This is a genomic window from Streptomyces aureoversilis (genome assembly GCF_042657885.1).
Lineage (GTDB): Bacteria > Actinomycetota > Actinomycetes > Streptomycetales > Streptomycetaceae > Streptomyces > Streptomyces aureoversilis.
Window position 1 is genome coordinate 260,488 of the sequence record NZ_JBHSKJ010000002.1, and the last position, 17,143, is coordinate 277,630.

The window sequence follows — 17,143 nt, forward strand, 5'->3', positions numbered from 1 at the left end:
GAGGGTCTGTAGTCGATCGGCCGACCCCCTCCCCGCGGTGTGAGGCGTTGCGGTCACCCGTGGTGACCTGCCCGTCGGCCTCCCCCGAGCTCGCCGCCGAGCCGGGGGAACCCCACCTCAGGACATACGAGGAGCCCCCGCAGATGCCCGAGACCTCCGCTTCCGTCGGCCGTCCCACCCCCCTCACCGCGGCGACGGTGACCCAGCGCCCCTCCGGGATGCCGGTGCACAAGTACCGCCCCTACGAGGCCGTGGACATCCCGGACCGCACCTGGCCCGCCAAGCGGATCACCGCGGCTCCCCGCTGGCTGTCGACCGACCTGCGCGACGGCAACCAGGCGCTGATCGACCCGATGTCGCCGGCCCGCAAGCGCGAGATGTTCGACCTGCTGGTCCGCATGGGCTACAAGGAGATCGAGGTCGGCTTCCCCTCCTCCGGCGCCACCGACTTCGACTTCGTCCGCTCGATCATCGAGGAGGACGCGATCCCGGAGGACGTGACGATCTCCGTCCTCACCCAGGCGCGCGAGGAGCTGATCGAGCGCACGGTGGAATCCCTGCGGGGGGCCCGCCGTGCCACGGTCCACCTGTACAACGCCACCGCGCCGGTCTTCCGGCGGGTCGTCTTCCGCGGCTCGCGCGAGCAGGTGAAGCAGATCGCGGTCGACGGCACCCGGCTGGTCGTGGAGTACGCGGAGAAGATCCTCGGCGACGAGACCGCCTTCGGCTTCCAGTACAGCCCGGAGATCTTCACCGACACCGAGCTGGACTTCGCGCTGGAGGTCTGCGAGGGCGTCATGGACGTCTGGCAGCCCGAGGCCGGCCGCGAGATCATCCTGAACCTGCCCGCCACCGTCGAGCGCTCCACGCCCTCCACCCACGCCGACCGCTTCGAGTGGATGTCACGGCACCTGTCGCGCCGCGAGCACATCTGCCTGTCCGTGCACCCGCACAACGACCGGGGCACCGCCGTCGCCGCCGCCGAGCTGGCGATCATGGCCGGGGCCGACCGGATCGAGGGCTGCCTGTTCGGCCAGGGCGAGCGCACCGGCAACGTCGACCTGGTCACCCTGGGCATGAACCTGTTCTCCCAGGGCGTCGACCCGATGATCGACTTCTCGCAGATCGACGAGGTGCGGCGGACCGCCGAGTACTGCAACCAGATGGAGGTCCACCCGCGCCACCCCTACGCGGGCGACCTGGTCTACACCGCCTTCTCCGGCTCCCACCAGGACGCCATCAAGAAGGGCTTCGAGGCGATGGCCGGCACGGCCGCCGCCGAGGGCAAGAGCGTGGACGACATCGAGTGGGCCGTCCCCTACCTGCCGATCGACCCCAAGGACGTCGGCCGCTCCTACGAGGCCGTCATCCGCGTGAACTCGCAGTCCGGCAAGGGCGGCATCGCGTACGTCCTGAAGAACGACCACAAGCTGGACCTGCCGCGCCGGATGCAGATCGAGTTCTCGAAGATCATCCAGGGCAAGACCGACGCCGAGGGCGGCGAGGTCACCCCCGCCGAGATCTGGTCGGTCTTCCAGGACGAGTACCTGCCCACCGAGGCCGACCCGTGGGGCCGGATCGCGCTGCGCACCACCCAGACGTCCACCACGAGCGAGGGCAGCGACGCGCTGACCGTCGAGGCGGTCGTGGACGGCGCCGACACGGTGCTGACCGGTACCGGCAACGGTCCGATCTCGGCCTTCGTCGACGCCCTGGCCGCGACCGGCGTCGACGCCCGGGTCCTGGACTACAGCGAGCACACCATGAGCGAGGGCGCCACGGCCCGCGCCGCCTCGTACATCGAGTGCGTGATCGACGGCCGGGTGCTGTGGGGCATCGGCATCGACCCGAACACCACGCGCGCCTCGATCAAGGCCGTCGTCTCGGCGGTCAACCGGGCGTACCGCGGCTGAGCGCGCGGCCGGACGGGCCGTCCCGGTACGGGGCGGTCGCCGCGGCGGACCTGCCGTCAAGGGGGCGACGGGGAATCCACCGTATCCGGTGGCCCCGTGGCGGGTTCCCCCGTATGACGCCCGCAGTCTGCGCACGGGGTACTGACGTCGCATCATCGATGTGGCTAACATCACGTCAACGCGGCGACGAGGCCGTGGCGTTATGGAGGTGTGCGCCGTGATGCACGCGCAGGGCCGACCCGGCCGGGACCGGTGTGTGGTGGGCGTACGCACCGTATGGCGCACGGTCGGCGACGGCGAGTTCTACTGCCCCGGCTGCGGCGGCGACCGCAATTACCGCCGCCGCACCGGGCGCCGCCGCCTCGTGGCCTTCGGCCTGCCGCTGCTGCCGCGCGGCCCCGTCGGGCCGGTCGTGGAGTGCTCCGCGTGCCGCGCCCGCTACGGCACGGAGGTCCTCGACCACCCCACCACCACCCGCTTCTCCGCGATGCTGCGCGACGCCGTGCACACCGTCGCGCTCGCCGTCCTCGCCGCGGGCGGCACCGAGGCCCGTACGGTCCGCAGGGCGGCCGTCGGCGCGGTCCGGGCCGCGGGCTTCACGGACTGCAGCGAGGAACAGCTGATCACCCTGATCGAGGCCCTCGCCGCCGACACGGGCCGCCTGCCCGGCGCCTACGGCACCGACCTGGGCACCCCGTCCCCCTACGCCGGGCGGGACGGCTTCGACCCCCGGGGCACGGCCCTCGCCATCGAGCTCCACGAGGCGCTGGAGCCCCTCGCCCCCCACCTCGCCCCCGCCGGCCGCGAATCGATCCTGCTGCAGGGCGCCCGCATCGCCCTCGCCGACGGCCCCTACCGGCCCGCCGAGCGCGAGGTGCTCGCCACGGTCGGCCGGGCGCTCACGCTCTGCCCGGAGGACACGGACCGGCTGCTGGCCGCGGCGCGGACGCCGTCGTAGGGCCCGTCGCAGGGGTGGGTCCCGCCGCTCAGGAGCCGTACCCGGACAGCGGGACGGGCTCCTGAGCGCCCGCCCCGCCCGGCTCCGGCTCCTGGAGGGCGCCGAGGACCCACGGCGCGTGCTTGCGCTGCACCCCGATGAGCACCTCCCCGTCGCCGTCGCGGCACACCACGACCACCTGGCGGAGCGCCTTCCGCCGGCCCCCGGCCTCCGCGGTGACGCGCGCCGGGTCCGACCGGTGGGGCACGCGGACGCCCTCCACGACCAGCGTGCGCGGCAGGGCCCTGCGGAGGGTGCGGCCCGCCGGATCGGGGGTCACCGCCAGCAGGCCCGGGCCCGCCACCAGGTACGGGCCGATGAGCTCGGCACCGTACGGGGTGTCCGCCGCCACCCCGCCCTCGAAGCGCTTCTCCTTGCCGGGGACGACCGGGGCGAGCCCGGTCCCCGCCGGCCGCCGCCGCACCCGCACGCGCCACGACGCGCCGAGGACGACCGGCACCGCCCCCGCGCCGGTCAGCGTCAGGGCCGTCGGCACCGTGTCCGTGACCAGGGCCGCGACGAACGCGACGACGGCGATCAGGATCCCCGCGCACGCGGGCACGGTGGTCTGCCAGGTGTACCGCTCGGGGGCGCGGGGGGAGTGCCGGACCATCCAGTAGGCGATCCCGGCGAACGTCGCGCCCAGCACGAGCAGCCCGAGGCCGCAGGCGAAGGGCAGGCGGTAGGCGTCCTTCGGCTGGTCGGCCGTCAGCTGCACCGTGCCGCGGAAGTCGACGAAGCGGATCTTGCCGCGCCAGTAGGTGGCGCGCACCTTGTCGCCGGGCTTGACCTTGGCGAAGACCGAGAGCGGCCCGTTCATGTCCGCGTGGTGGGTGGAGCCGTCACGCCCCGTGAACGTGAGCCAGTAGTGGGTCGTCTTGCCCTGCGGAGCGGTCTCGGTGTGCTTCACCGCGCCCTCGACCACCTTGCGGCACTCCAGGGCCGGCTCGTCGCCCACGCACGCGGGAGCCGTGGCGAAGGCCCGGCTGTCGGCACGCTTGTCCGGCACGGTGACGAACAGCAGGAACAGCGCGGCGAGCACGCACAGAAGGGCCGCGGCGGCGGTGGAACGGACGGGGTGGCGCCTGCGGCGTCGGCGGCGGATGGGGGTCACCGGGTACTCACTGGGGGGAGGAAGATCGACATGGGGGTCACATTGTGCCTCCGGAGGCGCGGACGTTCAGCCTTCGTCGGTACGGGACAATAACTGCATGAGCCTCTTCCGCGACGACGGCGTCGTCCTGCGCACGCAAAAGCTCGGTGAGGCCGATCGCATCATGCTGCTTCCTCCCGGGGGGCAACCCCCGGACCCCCGGCCGGACACCCGTGGGGGTGCGCGTTGAGTCTCTTCCGCGACGACGGCGTCGTCCTGCGCACGCAAAAGCTCGGTGAGGCCGATCGCATCATGCTGCTTCCTCCCGGGGGGCAACCCCCGGACCCCCGGCCGGACACCCGTGGGGGTGCGCGTTGAGTCTCTTCCGCGACGACGGCGTCGTCCTGCGCACGCAAAAGCTCGGTGAGGCCGATCGCATCATCACCCTCCTCACGCGCGGTCACGGCCGCGTGCGCGCCGTCGCGCGCGGGGTGCGGCGGACCAAGTCGAAGTTCGGGGCGCGCCTGGAGCCGTTCTCGCACGTCGACGTGCAGTTCTTCGCGCGGGGGAGCGAGCTCGTCGGGCGGAGCCTGCCGCTGTGCACGCAGAGCGAGACCATCGCCGCGTACGGCGGCCCGATCGTCACCGACTACGCGCGCTACACCGCCGGCACCGCCATGCTGGAGACCGCCGAGCGGTTCACCGACCACGAGGGCGAACCGGCCGTGCAGCAGTACCTGCTGCTCGTCGGCGGCCTGCGCACGCTCGCCGCGGGCGAGCACGCCCCGGGCCTCGTCCTGGACGCCTTCCTGCTGCGCTCCCTGGCCGTCAACGGCTACGCGCCCAGCTTCGAGGCCTGCGCCCGGTGTGGAATGCCGGGTCCGAACCGGTTCTTCTCGGTGGCCGCCGGCGGCGTGGTCTGCGGTGAGTGCCGGGTGCCGGGAAGCGTCGTACCCTCCTCGGAGGCGATCGGGCTGCTCGGCGCGCTGCTGACGGGCGACTGGGCGACGGCGGACGCCTGCGAGCCGCGCCACGTCAGGGAGGGCAGCGGCCTGGTCGCGGCGTATCTGCACTGGCACCTGGAGCGCGGCCTCCGTTCGCTCCGATATGTCGAGAAATAGGGAAACAGGGACCAAGGAGTAGTGGCACGCATGGCACGACGCGGGATTCTGGGCCGTTCCCGACGCGAGTACCGCACACCCGAGCCGCACCCGTCCGGGGCGCGGCCGCCGAAGATCCCCGGCGAGCTGGTCCCCGAGCACGTCGCGATCGTCATGGACGGCAACGGCCGCTGGGCCAAGGACCGCGGCCTGCCGCGCACCGAGGGCCACAAGGTCGGCGCCGAGCGCGTGCTGGACGTGCTGCAGGGCGCGATCGAGATGGGCGTCGGCAGCATCTCCCTGTACGCCTTCTCCACCGAGAACTGGAGGCGTTCGCCGGACGAGGTGCGCTTCCTGATGAACTTCAACCGCGACTTCATCCGCAAGACCCGCGACCAGCTCGACGAGCTCGGCATCCGGGTGCGCTGGGTGGGCCGCATGCCCAAGCTGTGGCGGTCGGTGGCCAAGGAGCTCCAGGTCGCCCAGGAGCAGACCAAGGACAACGACAAGCTCACGCTGTACTTCTGCATGAACTACGGCGGGCGCGCGGAGATCGCGGACGCGGCGCAGGCGCTGGCCGCCGACGTGAAGGCGGGCCGGCTCGACCCGTCGAAGGTCAGCGAGAAGACCTTCGCGAAGTACCTCTACTACCCGGACATGCCGGACGTGGACCTGTTCCTGCGCCCCTCGGGCGAGCAGCGCACGTCCAACTACCTGATCTGGCAGAGCGCTTACGCCGAGATGGTCTTCCAGGACGTGCTCTGGCCGGACTTCGACCGCCGCGACCTGTGGCGCGCCTGCCTGGAGTACGCGTCGCGGGACCGCCGCTTCGGCGGGGCGATCCCCAACGAGCAGCAGCTCGCGGAGGAGCAGGGCACCGCGTGAGCTGAGCGCCCGCAGGTACGCACGAGGGCCCCGGGCATCGCCCGGGGCCCTCGGTGCACGCGGCCGGGTCAGCGCTTCGCGGCGCACTCCCCGCACGTGCCGAAGATCTCGATGGTGTGCGCGACGTCCACGAAGCCGTGCTCCTCGGCGATGGAGTCCGCCCACTTCTCGACGGCGGGACCCTCCACCTCGACGGCCTTGCCGCACACCCGGCACACCAGGTGGTGGTGGTGCCCGCTGGAGCAGCGGCGGTAGACCGCCTCGCCCTCGCTGGTGCGCAGCACGTCGACCTCGCCCGCGTCGGCGAGGGACTGCAGCGTGCGGTAGACGGTGGTCAGGCCGACCGACGCACCGCGGTGCTTGAGCATGTCGTGGAGTTCTTGCGCGCTACGGAACTCGTCCACCTCGTCGAGCGCGGCCGCCACCGCTGCCCGCTGCTTGGTGGACCGGCCGCGTACGGGGGGACCCGCGGTCGCCACAGTTGCCTCCTCCAGCTCGCCTGAACACCCATCCGCACATGTCGCACGGCAATTGTGCCAGTCCGCGCGGGCGGGTGGGCAAGCCCGGACGGGCGTCAGACCTTGACGTCGTCCGCCGCCGTGCGCGCGTCCGGCACTTCCAGGGTGCATTCCCCGGCCGCCGCGGCCTTCCCCGCGCGCCGCTTCGCCAGGGGCGCGGCGAGCGCGGTGAGGACGACGAACAGGCCGATGGCGAAGAGCACGATGGTCGCGCCGGAGGGCACGTCGGCGTAGTAGGACGTGGCGGTGCCGGAGAGGGTCACCGTGACGCCGATGCCCACCGCGAGGGCGAAGGTCGCCTTGAAACTGCGGGCGATCTGCTGCGAGGCGGCGACCGGGATCACCATCAGGGCGCTGACGAGCAGCAGGCCGACGACGCGCATGGCGACGGTGACGGTGACGGCGGCGGTGACGGCGACGAGCAGGTTCAGCAGGCGCACCGGCAGCCCGGTGACGCGCGCGAACTCCTCGTCCTGGCAGATGGCGAAGAGCTGACGGCGCAGCCCGACCGTGGTGAGGATCACAAAGGCGGCCAGGATGCAGATCGCGACGATGTCCTCCTCCGAGACCGTGGCGATCGAGCCGAAGAGGTAGCTGCTCAGGTTGGCGCTGGAGCCGTTGTCGGAGAGGTTCATCAGCATCACGCCGCCGGCCATGCCGCCGTAGAAGAGCATCGCGAGGGCGATGTCGCCGCGCGTCCGCCCGTACCAGCGGATCAGCTCCATGACGACGGCGCCCGCGATGCACACGGCGGTGGCCATCCAGACGGGGCTGGAGTTCAGCAGGAAGCCGAGGCCGACGCCGGTGAGGGCGACGTGTCCGAGGCCGTCGCCCATGAGGGCCTGGCGGCGCTGGACGAGGTAGGTGCCGATGGCGGGCGCGGTGACGCCCACGAGGAGCGCCGCGAGCAGGGCCCGCTGCATGAAGGCGAGATCGAGGATGTCCATCAGGTCAGCAGCCCTGTCCGAATCGGTTCCGCAGCCGGGCCGGCGTGCGGGTGTACGTGGTCGTGGCCGGGCAGCGCGTGCTGGCCGACGGCCTCCGGCGGCGGGCCGTCGTGGACGACGCAGCCGTCGCGCAGCACGACCGCCCGGTCGATGAGCGGCTCCAGCGGGCCGAGCTCGTGCAGCACCAGCAGGACGGTGGCTCCGCGGGCGACCTGGGCGCGCAGGGCGTCGGCGAGGACCTCCTGGCTCGCGAGGTCGACGCCCGCCATCGGCTCGTCCATGATCAGCAGCTCGGGTTCGCCGGCCAGGGCGCGGGCGATGAGGACCCGCTGGTGCTGGCCGCCGGAGAGGGCGTCGACGGAGTCCCCGAGCCGGTCCTCCATGCCGACGAGCCCCAGGGCGCGTATGACCGCCTCCTTGTCGGCCTTGCGCATCATCCCGAACCGGGTGCGGGCGAGCCGCCCGGCCGAGACGACCTCGCGCACGGTCGCGGGGACCCCGCCGGCGGCGGTGGTGCGCTGCGGCACGTAGCCGACGCGGGCCCAGTCGCGGAAGCGCCGCCGGGGCGTGCCGAAGAGCTCCAGCTCGCCGCCGGTGAGCGGCACCTGGCCGACGATGCCGCGCACGGCCGTGGACTTGCCCGAGCCGTTGGCGCCGAGCAGGGCGACGACCTCGCCGCGCCGTACGGTCAGGTCCACGCCGCGCAGCACCGGGCGGCCGCCCAGGCTCGCGGTGGCGCCCCGCAGGGATATGACGGGCTGCTCCATGGTGATCTCCTCAGCCGCGCTCACTTGGTGCCGAGCGCCTTCTGCAGGGCGGCCAGGTTGGCCTCCATGACCTCGATGTAGTCGTGGCCCCTGGACCTGTCCGTGATGCCCTCGAGGGGGTCGAGGACGTCGGTCTTCAGCTTGAGGTCCTTGGCCAGCGTCTTCGCGGTGTCCGGGCTCGCGAGGGTCTCGAAGAAGATCGTCGAGACGTGGTGCTCCTCGGCCAGCTTGTGCAGGTCCTTGATGCGGGCGGCGCTGGGCTCGGACTCGGGGTCGAGGCCGCTGATGGCCTCCTCGGTCAGCCCGTAGCGCTCGGCGAGGTAGCCGAAGGCCGCGTGGGTGGTGATGAAGGTGTCCGAGGCGCGGTTCTTCAGCCCGTCCTTGAACTTGGCGTCCAGGGCGCCGAGCTTCTTCACCAGGGCGCCGGCGTTCTTCTCGTAGTCGCCCTTGTGCTCGGGGTCGGCCTCGGCGAGGGTCTTCGCGACGCCCTTGGCGGCCTCGGCGTACTTCACGGGGTCGAGCCAGATGTGGGGGTCCTCGCCGCCCTCGTGCCCGTGGTCGTGGCCCTCGTGCCCGTGCTCGTCGTGGCCGTGCTCGTCGTGCCCGGCCTCCTCCGGCTCCTCGGAGCGGGAGTGGTTGTCGCCGGTGGTGTGGTGCTTGCCGTCGACCTCGGTGCCGTGCGCCTCCAGGCGGGTGAGGGTGGCCACGTCCACGGCGTGCTTGTTCTTCGACTGCTTGATCGCCTCGTCCACGGCGGGCTGGACGCCCTTGAGGTAGACGATCGCGCCCGCGTCGGCGAGGGAGCCGATCTGGCGGGGCTTGAGCTCCAGGTCGTGGGGTTCGACGCCGGGCTTGGTCAGGTTGGTGACGCTGACGTGCTCGCCGCCGATCTGCTCGGCGAGGTACTGCATCGGGTAGAACGACGCCACCACGGCGAGCTTGCCGTCGGCCGCCTTGCCCGCGGACTCGTCCGGGGAACAGGCGGAGAGGCCGAGCACTCCGAGTGCGGCGGCCGCGGCGACGACGGCGGTGCGTATTCGGGGGGCGCGGAGCTGGTGGGGGCGGCTTACGTTCATGACAGTCATTTTCAACAAAAATGGAAACGATTGTCAACAAGGGGGGTCGGGGCGGGGTGCGGAGGGGCATGGTCAAGCCAAGGCCAGAGCCGATTTGATTAGGAGGGTGGCAGCGCCGGTAACCTGAGTCATTCGCTGTTCGTCGTCGCAATGAAGAGAGCACCGTGGCCGCCGACAAGATCGACACCATCGTCAGCCTGAGCAAGCGCCGTGGCTTCGTCTATCCGTGCAGTGAGATCTATGGCGGACAGCGTGCCGCCTGGGATTACGGTCCGCTGGGCGTGGAGCTCAAGGAGAACATCAAGCGCCAGTGGTGGCGCTCCATGGTCACCTCGCGCGACGACGTCGTCGGTCTCGACTCGTCGGTGATCCTGGCCCGTGAGGTCTGGGAGGCGTCCGGCCACGTCGCGACCTTCACCGACCCGCTGACCGAGTGCACCTCCTGCCACAAGCGCTACCGCGCCGACCACCTGGAGGAGGCGTACGAGGCCAAGCACGGCAAGCTGCCCGAGAACGGCCTCGCCGACCTCAACTGCGCGCACTGCGGCACCAAGGGCGCCTTCACCGAGCCCAAGCTGTTCTCCGGCCTGCTGTCCACCCACCTGGGCCCGACCCAGGACTCCGGTTCGGTCAGCTACCTGCGCCCCGAGACCGCGCAGGGCATCTTCACCAACTTCGCCCAGGTCCAGCAGACCTCGCGGAAGAAGCCGCCGTTCGGCATCGCCCAGACCGGCAAGTCCTTCCGCAACGAGATCACGCCGGGCAACTTCATCTTCCGCACCCGCGAGTTCGAGCAGATGGAGATGGAGTTCTTCGTCAAGCCGGGCGAGGACGAGACCTGGCACGAGTACTGGATGGAGCAGCGCTGGAGCTGGTACACCGGCCTCGGCATGCGCGAGGAGAACATGCGGTGGTACGAGCACGCCGCGGAGAAGCTCTCCCACTACTCCAAGCGCACCACTGACATCGAGTACCGCTTCAACTTCGGCGGCACCGAGTTCTCCGAGCTGGAAGGCATCGCCAACCGCACGGACTACGACCTGAAGGCCCACTCCCAGGCCTCCGGCCAGGACCTGACCTTCTTCGACCAGGAGGCCGGCGAGCGCTGGTTCCCGTACGTCATCGAGCCGGCGGCCGGCCTGAACCGCGCCATGCTCGCCTTCATGCTCGACGCGTACAACGAGGACGAGGCCCCCAACGCCAAGGGCGTCATGGAGAAGCGCGTCGTGATGCGCCTCGACCCGCGCCTGGCCCCGGTCAAGGTCGCCGTCCTCCCGCTGTCCCGCAACCCGCAGCTGTCCCCGAAGGCCAAGGGCCTCGCCACGGACCTGCGCAAGAACTGGAACATCGAGTTCGACGACGCGGGCGCGATCGGCCGCCGCTACCGCCGCCAGGACGAGATCGGCACGCCGTTCTGCGTCACGGTCGACTTCGACACGCTCGAGGACAACGCCGTGACCGTCCGCGAGCGCGACACGATGAAGCAGGAGCGCGTCTCCCTCGACCAGATCGAGGGCTACCTGGGCTCGCGTCTGCTGGGCTGCTGACGTCTTTGCGCAACGGCCGAAGGCCCCGGTTCCCCGCTCGGCGGGGGCCGGGGCCTTCGGCCTTTCCCCGTTCCCCCCTTCCCTCAGGGTCTCGGTCCGAGGGTGGCACCAGCTGCACCACCGAGTCGGACACCAGCACCATCGCCCGCCCCTGACCTGCGCACTTACCGTGTGACCATGCGAATCCCCACCCCCCTCCGCCGTCCCTTCGACGGGGCCGGCCGTGCCGCCGTCCTCCTCGCCGTCGGCGGGCTCGTCCAGTTCGGGGCGCTCTTCGTGCTGGCGGTGCCGTGGCTGGACGGTGGGCCGACGAAGGCGTCGAGCTGTCTGCTCGCCCTCGCGGTGATGACGGGGGTCCTCGGAGCCGCCTGCCCCGTGCTGACGCGGGCGCAGCGGGCGCGGTTCCGGGCGTGGCTCGGGGTGGAGATACCGGTCGCGGGGCGGTCCTGGTCGTGGCGGCAGCTGGGCTACCACCTGGTGGCGGGGCCGCTGATCGCGCTCGGCGGCGCGCTGACGCTGCTGCTGTGGGCGGCGGCCGCGGTGGCCGCCACGGTCTACGTCTGGGTGTGGGCGCTGCCACCCGGGACGCGGCTTGCGCAAGCGGGCTACGCCGTACAGGCCGCCTACCTCACCGCCGCGGGACTCGCCGGGATCTACGGCGCGGCATGGCTCTCCCGCGCGCTCGCCCGGCTCGACACCCGCGCCGCCACGGCCCGCCTCGGCCCCAGCCGCGCCGAGGTGCTGGAGCAGCGCGTCGAGGAGGTCGCCGCGAGCCGCGCCGGCGTCGTGGACGCCGCGGACGCCGAGCGCCGCCGCATCGAGCGCGACCTGCACGACGGGGCCCAGCAGCGGCTCGTGTCGATGGCGGTCAACCTGGGGCTGGCCAAGGTGACGCTCAAGGACCTGCCCGACGAGGCCCGCCAGGTCATCGACGAGGCGCACCGCGAGGCCAAGGAGGCCATCGCCGAGATCGGCAACCTCGTACGCGGCCTGCACCCCGCCGTGCTGGAGGACCGCGGCCTCGACGCCGCCCTGTCCGGCATCGCCGAGCGGACGCCGCTGCCCGTGGGGCTGACGGTCGACCTCGCCGACCGGCCCGCCCCGACCGTCGAGGCCGTCGCCTACTTCGTGGTCTCCGAAGCGCTCGCCAACGTCGTCAAGCACGCGCGGGCGACCCGGGCCGACGTCCGCGTCGAGCGGCGAGGGGGGATACTTCTCGTCGTCGTCACCGACGACGGCGTGGGCGGGGCCGACCCTACGGGCGGCAGCGGGCTGGCCGGACTGGCCAAGCGGGTCGCGTCGGTCGACGGCACGTTCTCGATCAGCAGCCCCGTGGGGGGCCCGACCGTTGTGACCGTGGAGCTGCCGTGCGCGCTGTGATCGCCGAGGATTCCGTCCTGCTCCGGATCGGCCTGGTGAAGGTCCTGGAGACGGCCGGGTTCGACGTGGTCGCGGAGACCGGCGACGCGGAGGCGCTGCTCGCGGCGGTGGAGGAGCACCGGCCCGGCCTCGCCGTCCTCGACGTGCGCATGCCGCCGGGCTTCACCGACGAGGGCGTGCGCGCCGCGCTCGTCATCCGCAAGCAGTGGCCGGACACGGCCGTGCTGCTGCTCTCCCAGTACGTGGAGGAGCGCTACGCCGCCGACCTGCTGTCCGGGGACACGCGGGGCGTCGGCTACCTGCTCAAGGAGCGGGTCGCCGACGTGGAGGAGTTCATCGACGCGCTGCGGCGCGTCGCGGGCGGCGGCACCGCGCTCGACCCGCAGGTCGTCTCGCAGCTGCTGCTGCGCCGGCACAGCGATCCGCTGGACCGGCTCACGCCGCGCGAGCGGGACGTGCTGGAGCTGATGGCGTCCGGGCGGTCGAACGCGGGGATCGCGGAGGGGCTGGTCGTGAGCGAGAGCGCCGTCGCCAAGCACATCAACTCGATCCTGGCGAAGCTGGACCTGCCTAAGGCGGACGCGGACCACCGGCGGGTGCTGGCGGTCCTGCGGTTCCTCGGCGTGGGCTGACGGGGCGTGGGCTGACGGGGGCGTGGGCTGACGGTTTCTCAGCCCTGCAGGCCGCGCAGCAGCAGGCCGCAGACGGCGTCGAACGCGGCGTCGATCCCCGGGAGCGACCAGTCCGCGGCGTACGCGGGGTCGTGGAAGCGGTTCGTGGCGTCCCAGAGCGCGCGTGCCGTGGCCGCGGGGTCGGTTCCGGCGAACTCGCCGCTGCGGACGCCGCTCTCCACGATGCGGGCCAGCTGCCCGATCATCGTCTCGATGTGCCGGTCGACCGTGGCGCTGTTCTCGCCCACGAGGACCATGTACGTGGCGAACAGCTCGGGGTCGTCCCCCGCCTTGCGCCGCTTCGCGGCGAACAGCGCGGCGAGCCAGGAGCGCAGCCGCGGGCCGGCGGGGCCGTCCGCGTCCGCGACGGCCGACAGCTCCGCGTGGGAGAGGTCGAGCCAGCGCTGCGTGACCGCCTCCCGCAGGGCGGCCTTGCTGCCGAAGTGCCGGTAGACGCTGCCGTGGCTGACGCCCAGCGCACGTGCGACATCGACCACGGTGGCCTTGGCGGGGCCGAAGCGGCGCAGCACGTCCTCGGTGGCTTCGAGGATGCGCTCGGGGGTCAGCGGCGCGGGCGTCATACGGGCTCGTACCTTTCGGCTGGGGACGGGCGGTCCGGAAATGACGTACGCCCAGATGGACGGTACCTGCCCGGCGCGGACCGCATCCCTCCGGCGGAGCCGGGCGCATCCTTCCGCCGCGGCGGCGGCTCTTCCTGCCGGGGCAGGGAGTGCTGAGAGGCGCTGCCTCTCGATTCCGCCGCGACGGCGAGCAACCACCGCGGTGGAGTCCGGCGGTGCCGTGCCGGCCCCGGGTCCGGGTTGCTCGGCACCGCCGGGTGCGTCGGTGGGGGTTGCGCGCCGCCGCGGCGGGTTTTCCTGCCGGGGCGGGGAGGGCCGAGAGGCCGTGCGTCCCGGCTCCGCGGCGGCGGGCACATCTTCCGCCGCGACGGCGAGCAACCACCGTGGTGGGGTCCGGCGGTGCCGTGCCGGCCTTGGGTCCGGTCGACTCGGCACCGCCGGGCGCGTCGGTAGGGGTTGCGCGCCGCCGCGGCGGTTTTCCTGCCGGGGCGGGGAGGGCTGAGAGGCCGTGCGTCCCGGCTCCGCGGCGGCGGGCACATCTTCCGCCGCGACGGCGAGCAACCACCGTGGTGGGGTCCGGCGGTGCCGTGCCGGCCTTGGGTCCGGTCGACTCGGCACCGCCGGGCGCGTCGGTAGGGGTTGCGCGCCGCCGCGGCGGTTTTCCTGCCGGGGCGGGGAGGGCTGAGAGGCCGTGCGTCCCGGCTCCGCCGCGGCGGGCACATCTTCCGCCGCCGCGGCGAGCAGCCACCGCGGTGGAGTCCGGCGGTGCCGTGCTTGCCTGTGGCCCGGGCTGTCCGGCACCGCCGGGAAGCGCCGTCCGGCTTCCCGCCGTCGCGGCGGCTCTCCTGCCCGGCGGCAGGAGGAGTCGAGAGGCCGTGCCTCTCTGTTCCGCCGCGACGGCGATCGGACACGACGGCGCGGTCCGGCGGTGCCGGAACCACCCCCGCCGAGGGTCGGGCGAGCCGCCCGCAGGGCTCACCGTTCGCTGTCGAGGTGGGCCATCTGGGACTCCGGGTAGCGCGCGCCGGCCGCGGCGCCGGCGGGGACGGCCGCCTCGATGGCGGCGAGGTCGGTGGCGTCCAGGGTCAGGTCGAGCGCGCCGAGCGCCTCCGCGAGGCGGTCGCGGCGGCGGGCGCCGACGAGGGGGACGATGTCCTCGCCCTGGGCGAGGACCCACGCGATGGCGGTCTGCGCGACGCTCGCGCCCTTGCTCTCGGCGACCTTGCGCAGGGCGTCGACCAGGTCGAGGTTGCGCTGCAGGTTCTCGCCCTGGAAGCGCGGGCTCATGCCGCGGAAGTCACCCGCGCCGAGCTGCCGGTCCCGGCCGAAGTGGCCGCTGATGAGGCCGCGCGAGAGCACGCCGTACGCGGTGACGCCGATGCCCAGCTCGCGGGCGGTGGGCAGGATCTCCTCCTCGATGCCGCGGGAGATCAGCGAGTACTCGATCTGCAGGTCGGAAACGGTCGCCACGGACGCGGCCCGGCGCAGGGTGTCGGCGCCCACCTCGGAGAGGCCGATGTGGCGCACGTGGCCGGCTTCGACGAGCTCGGCGATGGCGCCGACCGTCTCCTCGATCGGCACGTCGGGGTCGACGCGGGCGATGCGGTAGACGTCGATGTGGCCGGTGCCCAGGCGCTGCAGGGAGTAGGCGGCGAAGTTCTTCACCGCGGCGGGGCGGCCGTCGTAGCCGGCCCAGCCGCCGTCCGGGTCGCGCAGGGCGCCGAACTTGACGCTGGTGAGCGCCTTGGCGCGGTTGGCCTCGCTCGTCGTGCGCAGGGCTTCGCCGATGAGCAGTTCGTTGTGGCCCATGCCGTAGAAGTCGCCGGTGTCGATCAGGGTGACGCCGGCGTCGAGGGCGGCGTGGATCGTGGCGATCGACTCGGCGCGGTCGGCTTCGCCGTAGAGGGCGGACATGCCCATCGCGCCGAGGCCGAGGGCGGAGACCCGGGGGCCGGTGGTGCCGAGGGTGCGGTGCTGCACGGGAGCTCCTCCGAAAGGGAAGTGGGCAGAAAGGGGCAATCCACCCAGAAGCGGGTAAGCCGGATTGCGGGCTCCCTTGAAGAGTGACACATGGACTGACAGATTTCAATATCTGTCAGTCATTCGGGCGCGGCAGCCGCAGCGTCAGCAGCACCGTCGCCACCACCGTCACCAGCTGCACCCCCAGCGTCACCGCGAGCGCGTCCCGCATCCCCACCGCGTCCGACAGCGACAGGAAGAGCGACCCGAGCGTGGCCACGCCCAGCGCCATGAACGACTGCTGCGTCGTGACCATGACCCCGCTGCCCACGCCCGCCTGCGCCACCGGCACCTCGCTCAGCACCGTCCGCAGCGTCAGCGGCAGCAGCAGCCCCTGGCCCAGGCCCTGGACGGCCAGCGCCACGCACGGGCCCCACAGGCCCGCCGCGTCCCAGCCCCAGTAGAAGGCCGCCGCCACACCGAGCAGCCCCGCCCCCTGGACCAGCGCCCCGGCCGTCACGGCCCGCCGCCCGTACCGGCTGAACAGCCGGGGGCAGGCCAGCGAGGCCGCGAAGAACGTCACGCACATCGGCACCAGCGACAGCCCCGCCGCCAGTGGCCCCAGCCGCAGCCCCTCCTGCAGCACCACCGCCAGGACGAACATGAAGCCGCCCCAGCCGAGCGAGAACGGCACCAGCACTGCCAGCCCCGTACGCACCGACCGCACCCGCAGCAGCGACGGCGGCACCAGCGGCGTCCGCCCCTCACCGCCGGACCGCTCCAGGCGCCGCTCCGTGACGGCGAACGCCACCGCCGCGAACGGGAAGACCGCCAGCAGCACCCACGACCACACCGGCCAGCCCGTCGCCCGGCCCTCCGTCAGCGGCACCAGAAGGGAGACCAGCGACAGCGACAGCAGCACCGTGCCCAGGCCGTCCACCCGCGTCGGGCGCGCCGAGCGGGTCTCGGGCACCGCGCGGCCCGCCAGCAGCAGCGCGACCGCCGCGACCGGCGCGTTCACCAGGAAGATCGACCGCCAGCCGCTGCCCGCGACGTCCGCGGCGACCAGCACCCCGCCCAGCACCTGGCCGACCGAGGCGGCGACCCCGGACGTACCGCTGTAGAAGCTGAGCGCCCGGGCCCGGGCCGCCCCGCTCGTCGTGGCCTGGATCGTCGCCAGCACCTGCGGCAGCATCAGCGCGGACGCCGCGCCCTGCGCGATCCGTGCGATCACCAGCTCCCAGGCGCCCGGCGCCAGCCCGCACGCCACCGACGTCACCCCGAACGCGGCCGTGCCCCACAGGAACAGCCGGCGCCGCCCCACCGTGTCGCCCAGCCGCCCGCCGAGCACCAGCAGCACGGCGTACGCGACCCCGTAGCCGCCGACCACCATCTCCAGGAGCGCCGGGCCCGCGTGCAGGTCGTGGTCGATGGCGGGCAGGGCGACGTTGACGATGAAGAAGTCGAGCATGGGCAGCGCCGCGCCGACCAGCACGGTGAACAGGCCCAAGGGGGTCAGGACGGGATGCGGGGAGGGCTGCGGGGAGGGATGCGGGGCAGCGGCGGCAACGGCCGCTTCGGTGGAGGAGGTTATCCGGGTATCGCTCACCGTCCCGACGATGCCCGCCCGTTCAGCCCGGTACCAGAGCCTTCTTATCCTGGTACCCGTACTACCTGGAACGGGCCGCCGGCCTCGCGCACGCTGGAGA

At 72.7% G+C, this 17,143-nt stretch carries 15 protein-coding genes and 1 pseudogene; 8 read left to right on the forward strand and 8 right to left on the reverse strand.

What is annotated here, in order from left to right:
* Positions 1-143: 143 nt before the first annotated feature.
* Positions 144-1,913 (forward strand): 2-isopropylmalate synthase, encoded by a 1,770-nt coding sequence (leuA, locus tag ACFPP6_RS04005; RefSeq protein ID WP_382037272.1) that lies wholly within the window; start codon positions 144-146, stop codon positions 1,911-1,913.
* 220 nt (positions 1,914-2,133) lie between these two features.
* Complete coding sequence (locus ACFPP6_RS04010; RefSeq protein WP_382037711.1) at positions 2,134-2,871, forward strand: tellurite resistance TerB family protein; 738 nt, start codon at positions 2,134-2,136, stop codon at positions 2,869-2,871.
* 28 nt (positions 2,872-2,899) lie between these two features.
* On the opposite strand, the gene ACFPP6_RS04015 is transcribed toward ACFPP6_RS04010, so the two are convergent.
* Entirely contained in the window at positions 2,900-4,024 is a 1,125-nt protein-coding gene (locus ACFPP6_RS04015) for a hypothetical protein (RefSeq protein ID WP_382037275.1), read from the reverse strand.
* A gap of 97 nt (positions 4,025-4,121) precedes the next feature.
* Here ACFPP6_RS04015 and ACFPP6_RS36560 point away from each other — a divergent pair.
* The 3 genes and pseudogenes from ACFPP6_RS36560 to ACFPP6_RS04025 all read left to right on the forward strand — a co-directional run.
* Positions 4,122-4,196, forward strand: a pseudogene (locus tag ACFPP6_RS36560) (DNA repair protein RecO); the annotation flags it as partial.
* A 181-nt stretch (positions 4,197-4,377) separates the two neighbouring features.
* Complete coding sequence (gene recO / locus ACFPP6_RS04020) at positions 4,378-5,124, forward strand: DNA repair protein RecO (RefSeq protein WP_168092173.1); 747 nt, start codon at positions 4,378-4,380, stop codon at positions 5,122-5,124.
* Between the two features lie 30 nt (positions 5,125-5,154).
* On the forward strand, positions 5,155-5,988 hold the full coding sequence (locus ACFPP6_RS04025; RefSeq protein ID WP_382037277.1) for an isoprenyl transferase: 834 nt from the start codon (positions 5,155-5,157) through the stop codon (positions 5,986-5,988).
* Positions 5,989-6,056: 68 nt separating this feature from the next.
* On the opposite strand, the gene ACFPP6_RS04030 is transcribed toward ACFPP6_RS04025, so the two are convergent.
* From ACFPP6_RS04030 to ACFPP6_RS04045, 4 genes are all read right to left on the reverse strand, one after another.
* Positions 6,057-6,467 (reverse strand): Fur family transcriptional regulator, encoded by a 411-nt coding sequence (locus ACFPP6_RS04030; protein ID WP_179080809.1) that lies wholly within the window; start codon positions 6,465-6,467, stop codon positions 6,057-6,059.
* A 95-nt stretch (positions 6,468-6,562) separates the two neighbouring features.
* Positions 6,563-7,453 (reverse strand): metal ABC transporter permease, encoded by an 891-nt coding sequence (locus ACFPP6_RS04035; RefSeq protein WP_382037279.1) that lies wholly within the window; start codon positions 7,451-7,453, stop codon positions 6,563-6,565.
* Positions 7,453-8,220 carry a metal ABC transporter ATP-binding protein gene (locus tag ACFPP6_RS04040; RefSeq protein ID WP_382037281.1) on the reverse strand — a complete coding sequence of 256 codons (768 nt, stop codon included), beginning with the start codon at positions 8,218-8,220 and terminating at the stop codon, positions 7,453-7,455. The genes ACFPP6_RS04035 and ACFPP6_RS04040 overlap by 1 nt, the downstream gene beginning before the upstream one ends.
* Positions 8,221-8,240: 20 nt before the next feature.
* Positions 8,241-9,296, reverse strand: coding sequence for a metal ABC transporter substrate-binding protein (locus tag ACFPP6_RS04045; protein ID WP_382037283.1), 1,056 nt, complete (start codon positions 9,294-9,296; stop codon positions 8,241-8,243).
* A 164-nt stretch (positions 9,297-9,460) separates the two neighbouring features.
* On the opposite strand from ACFPP6_RS04045, the gene ACFPP6_RS04050 reads away from it, so the two are divergent.
* From ACFPP6_RS04050 to ACFPP6_RS04060, 3 genes are all read left to right on the forward strand, one after another.
* Positions 9,461-10,843, forward strand: coding sequence for a glycine--tRNA ligase (locus ACFPP6_RS04050; RefSeq protein WP_058044533.1), 1,383 nt, complete (start codon positions 9,461-9,463; stop codon positions 10,841-10,843).
* Positions 10,844-11,020: 177 nt separating this feature from the next.
* Complete coding sequence (locus ACFPP6_RS04055; protein ID WP_382037285.1) at positions 11,021-12,223, forward strand: sensor histidine kinase; 1,203 nt, start codon at positions 11,021-11,023, stop codon at positions 12,221-12,223.
* Positions 12,211-12,855, forward strand: a complete 645-nt coding sequence (locus tag ACFPP6_RS04060; RefSeq protein ID WP_382037287.1) for a response regulator transcription factor — start codon at positions 12,211-12,213, stop codon at positions 12,853-12,855. The genes ACFPP6_RS04055 and ACFPP6_RS04060 overlap by 13 nt, the downstream gene beginning before the upstream one ends.
* A 38-nt stretch (positions 12,856-12,893) precedes the next feature.
* On the opposite strand, the gene ACFPP6_RS04065 is transcribed toward ACFPP6_RS04060, so the two are convergent.
* From ACFPP6_RS04065 to ACFPP6_RS04075, 3 genes are all read right to left on the reverse strand, one after another.
* A complete protein-coding gene (locus ACFPP6_RS04065) occupies positions 12,894-13,475 on the reverse strand; it encodes a TetR/AcrR family transcriptional regulator (RefSeq protein ID WP_382037289.1) in 582 nt (193 codons plus the stop codon).
* Between the two features lie 975 nt (positions 13,476-14,450).
* Entirely contained in the window at positions 14,451-15,455 is a 1,005-nt protein-coding gene (locus tag ACFPP6_RS04070) for an aldo/keto reductase (RefSeq protein WP_382037291.1), read from the reverse strand.
* A 115-nt stretch (positions 15,456-15,570) separates the two neighbouring features.
* Entirely contained in the window at positions 15,571-17,043 is a 1,473-nt protein-coding gene (locus ACFPP6_RS04075) for an MFS transporter (protein ID WP_382037293.1), read from the reverse strand.
* Between the last annotated feature and the right edge of the window lie 100 nt (positions 17,044-17,143).

Excerpts from the sequence above, each read along its gene's own strand:
- ACFPP6_RS04055 (WP_382037285.1), top strand. The coding sequence starts at position 11,021 with ATGCGAATCCCCACCCCCCTCCGCCGTCCCTTCGACGGGGCCGGCCGT.
- ACFPP6_RS04045 (WP_382037283.1), bottom strand. The coding sequence starts at position 9,296 with ATGAACGTAAGCCGCCCCCACCAGCTCCGCGCCCCCCGAATACGCACC.
- ACFPP6_RS04035 (WP_382037279.1), bottom strand. The coding sequence starts at position 7,453 with ATGGACATCCTCGATCTCGCCTTCATGCAGCGGGCCCTGCTCGCGGCG.
- ACFPP6_RS04040 (WP_382037281.1), bottom strand. The coding sequence starts at position 8,220 with ATGGAGCAGCCCGTCATATCCCTGCGGGGCGCCACCGCGAGCCTGGGC.
- ACFPP6_RS04025 (WP_382037277.1), top strand. The coding sequence starts at position 5,155 with ATGGCACGACGCGGGATTCTGGGCCGTTCCCGACGCGAGTACCGCACA.
- ACFPP6_RS04010 (WP_382037711.1), top strand. The coding sequence starts at position 2,134 with ATGCACGCGCAGGGCCGACCCGGCCGGGACCGGTGTGTGGTGGGCGTA.
- ACFPP6_RS04065 (WP_382037289.1), bottom strand. The coding sequence starts at position 13,475 with ATGACGCCCGCGCCGCTGACCCCCGAGCGCATCCTCGAAGCCACCGAG.
- leuA (WP_382037272.1), top strand. The coding sequence starts at position 144 with ATGCCCGAGACCTCCGCTTCCGTCGGCCGTCCCACCCCCCTCACCGCG.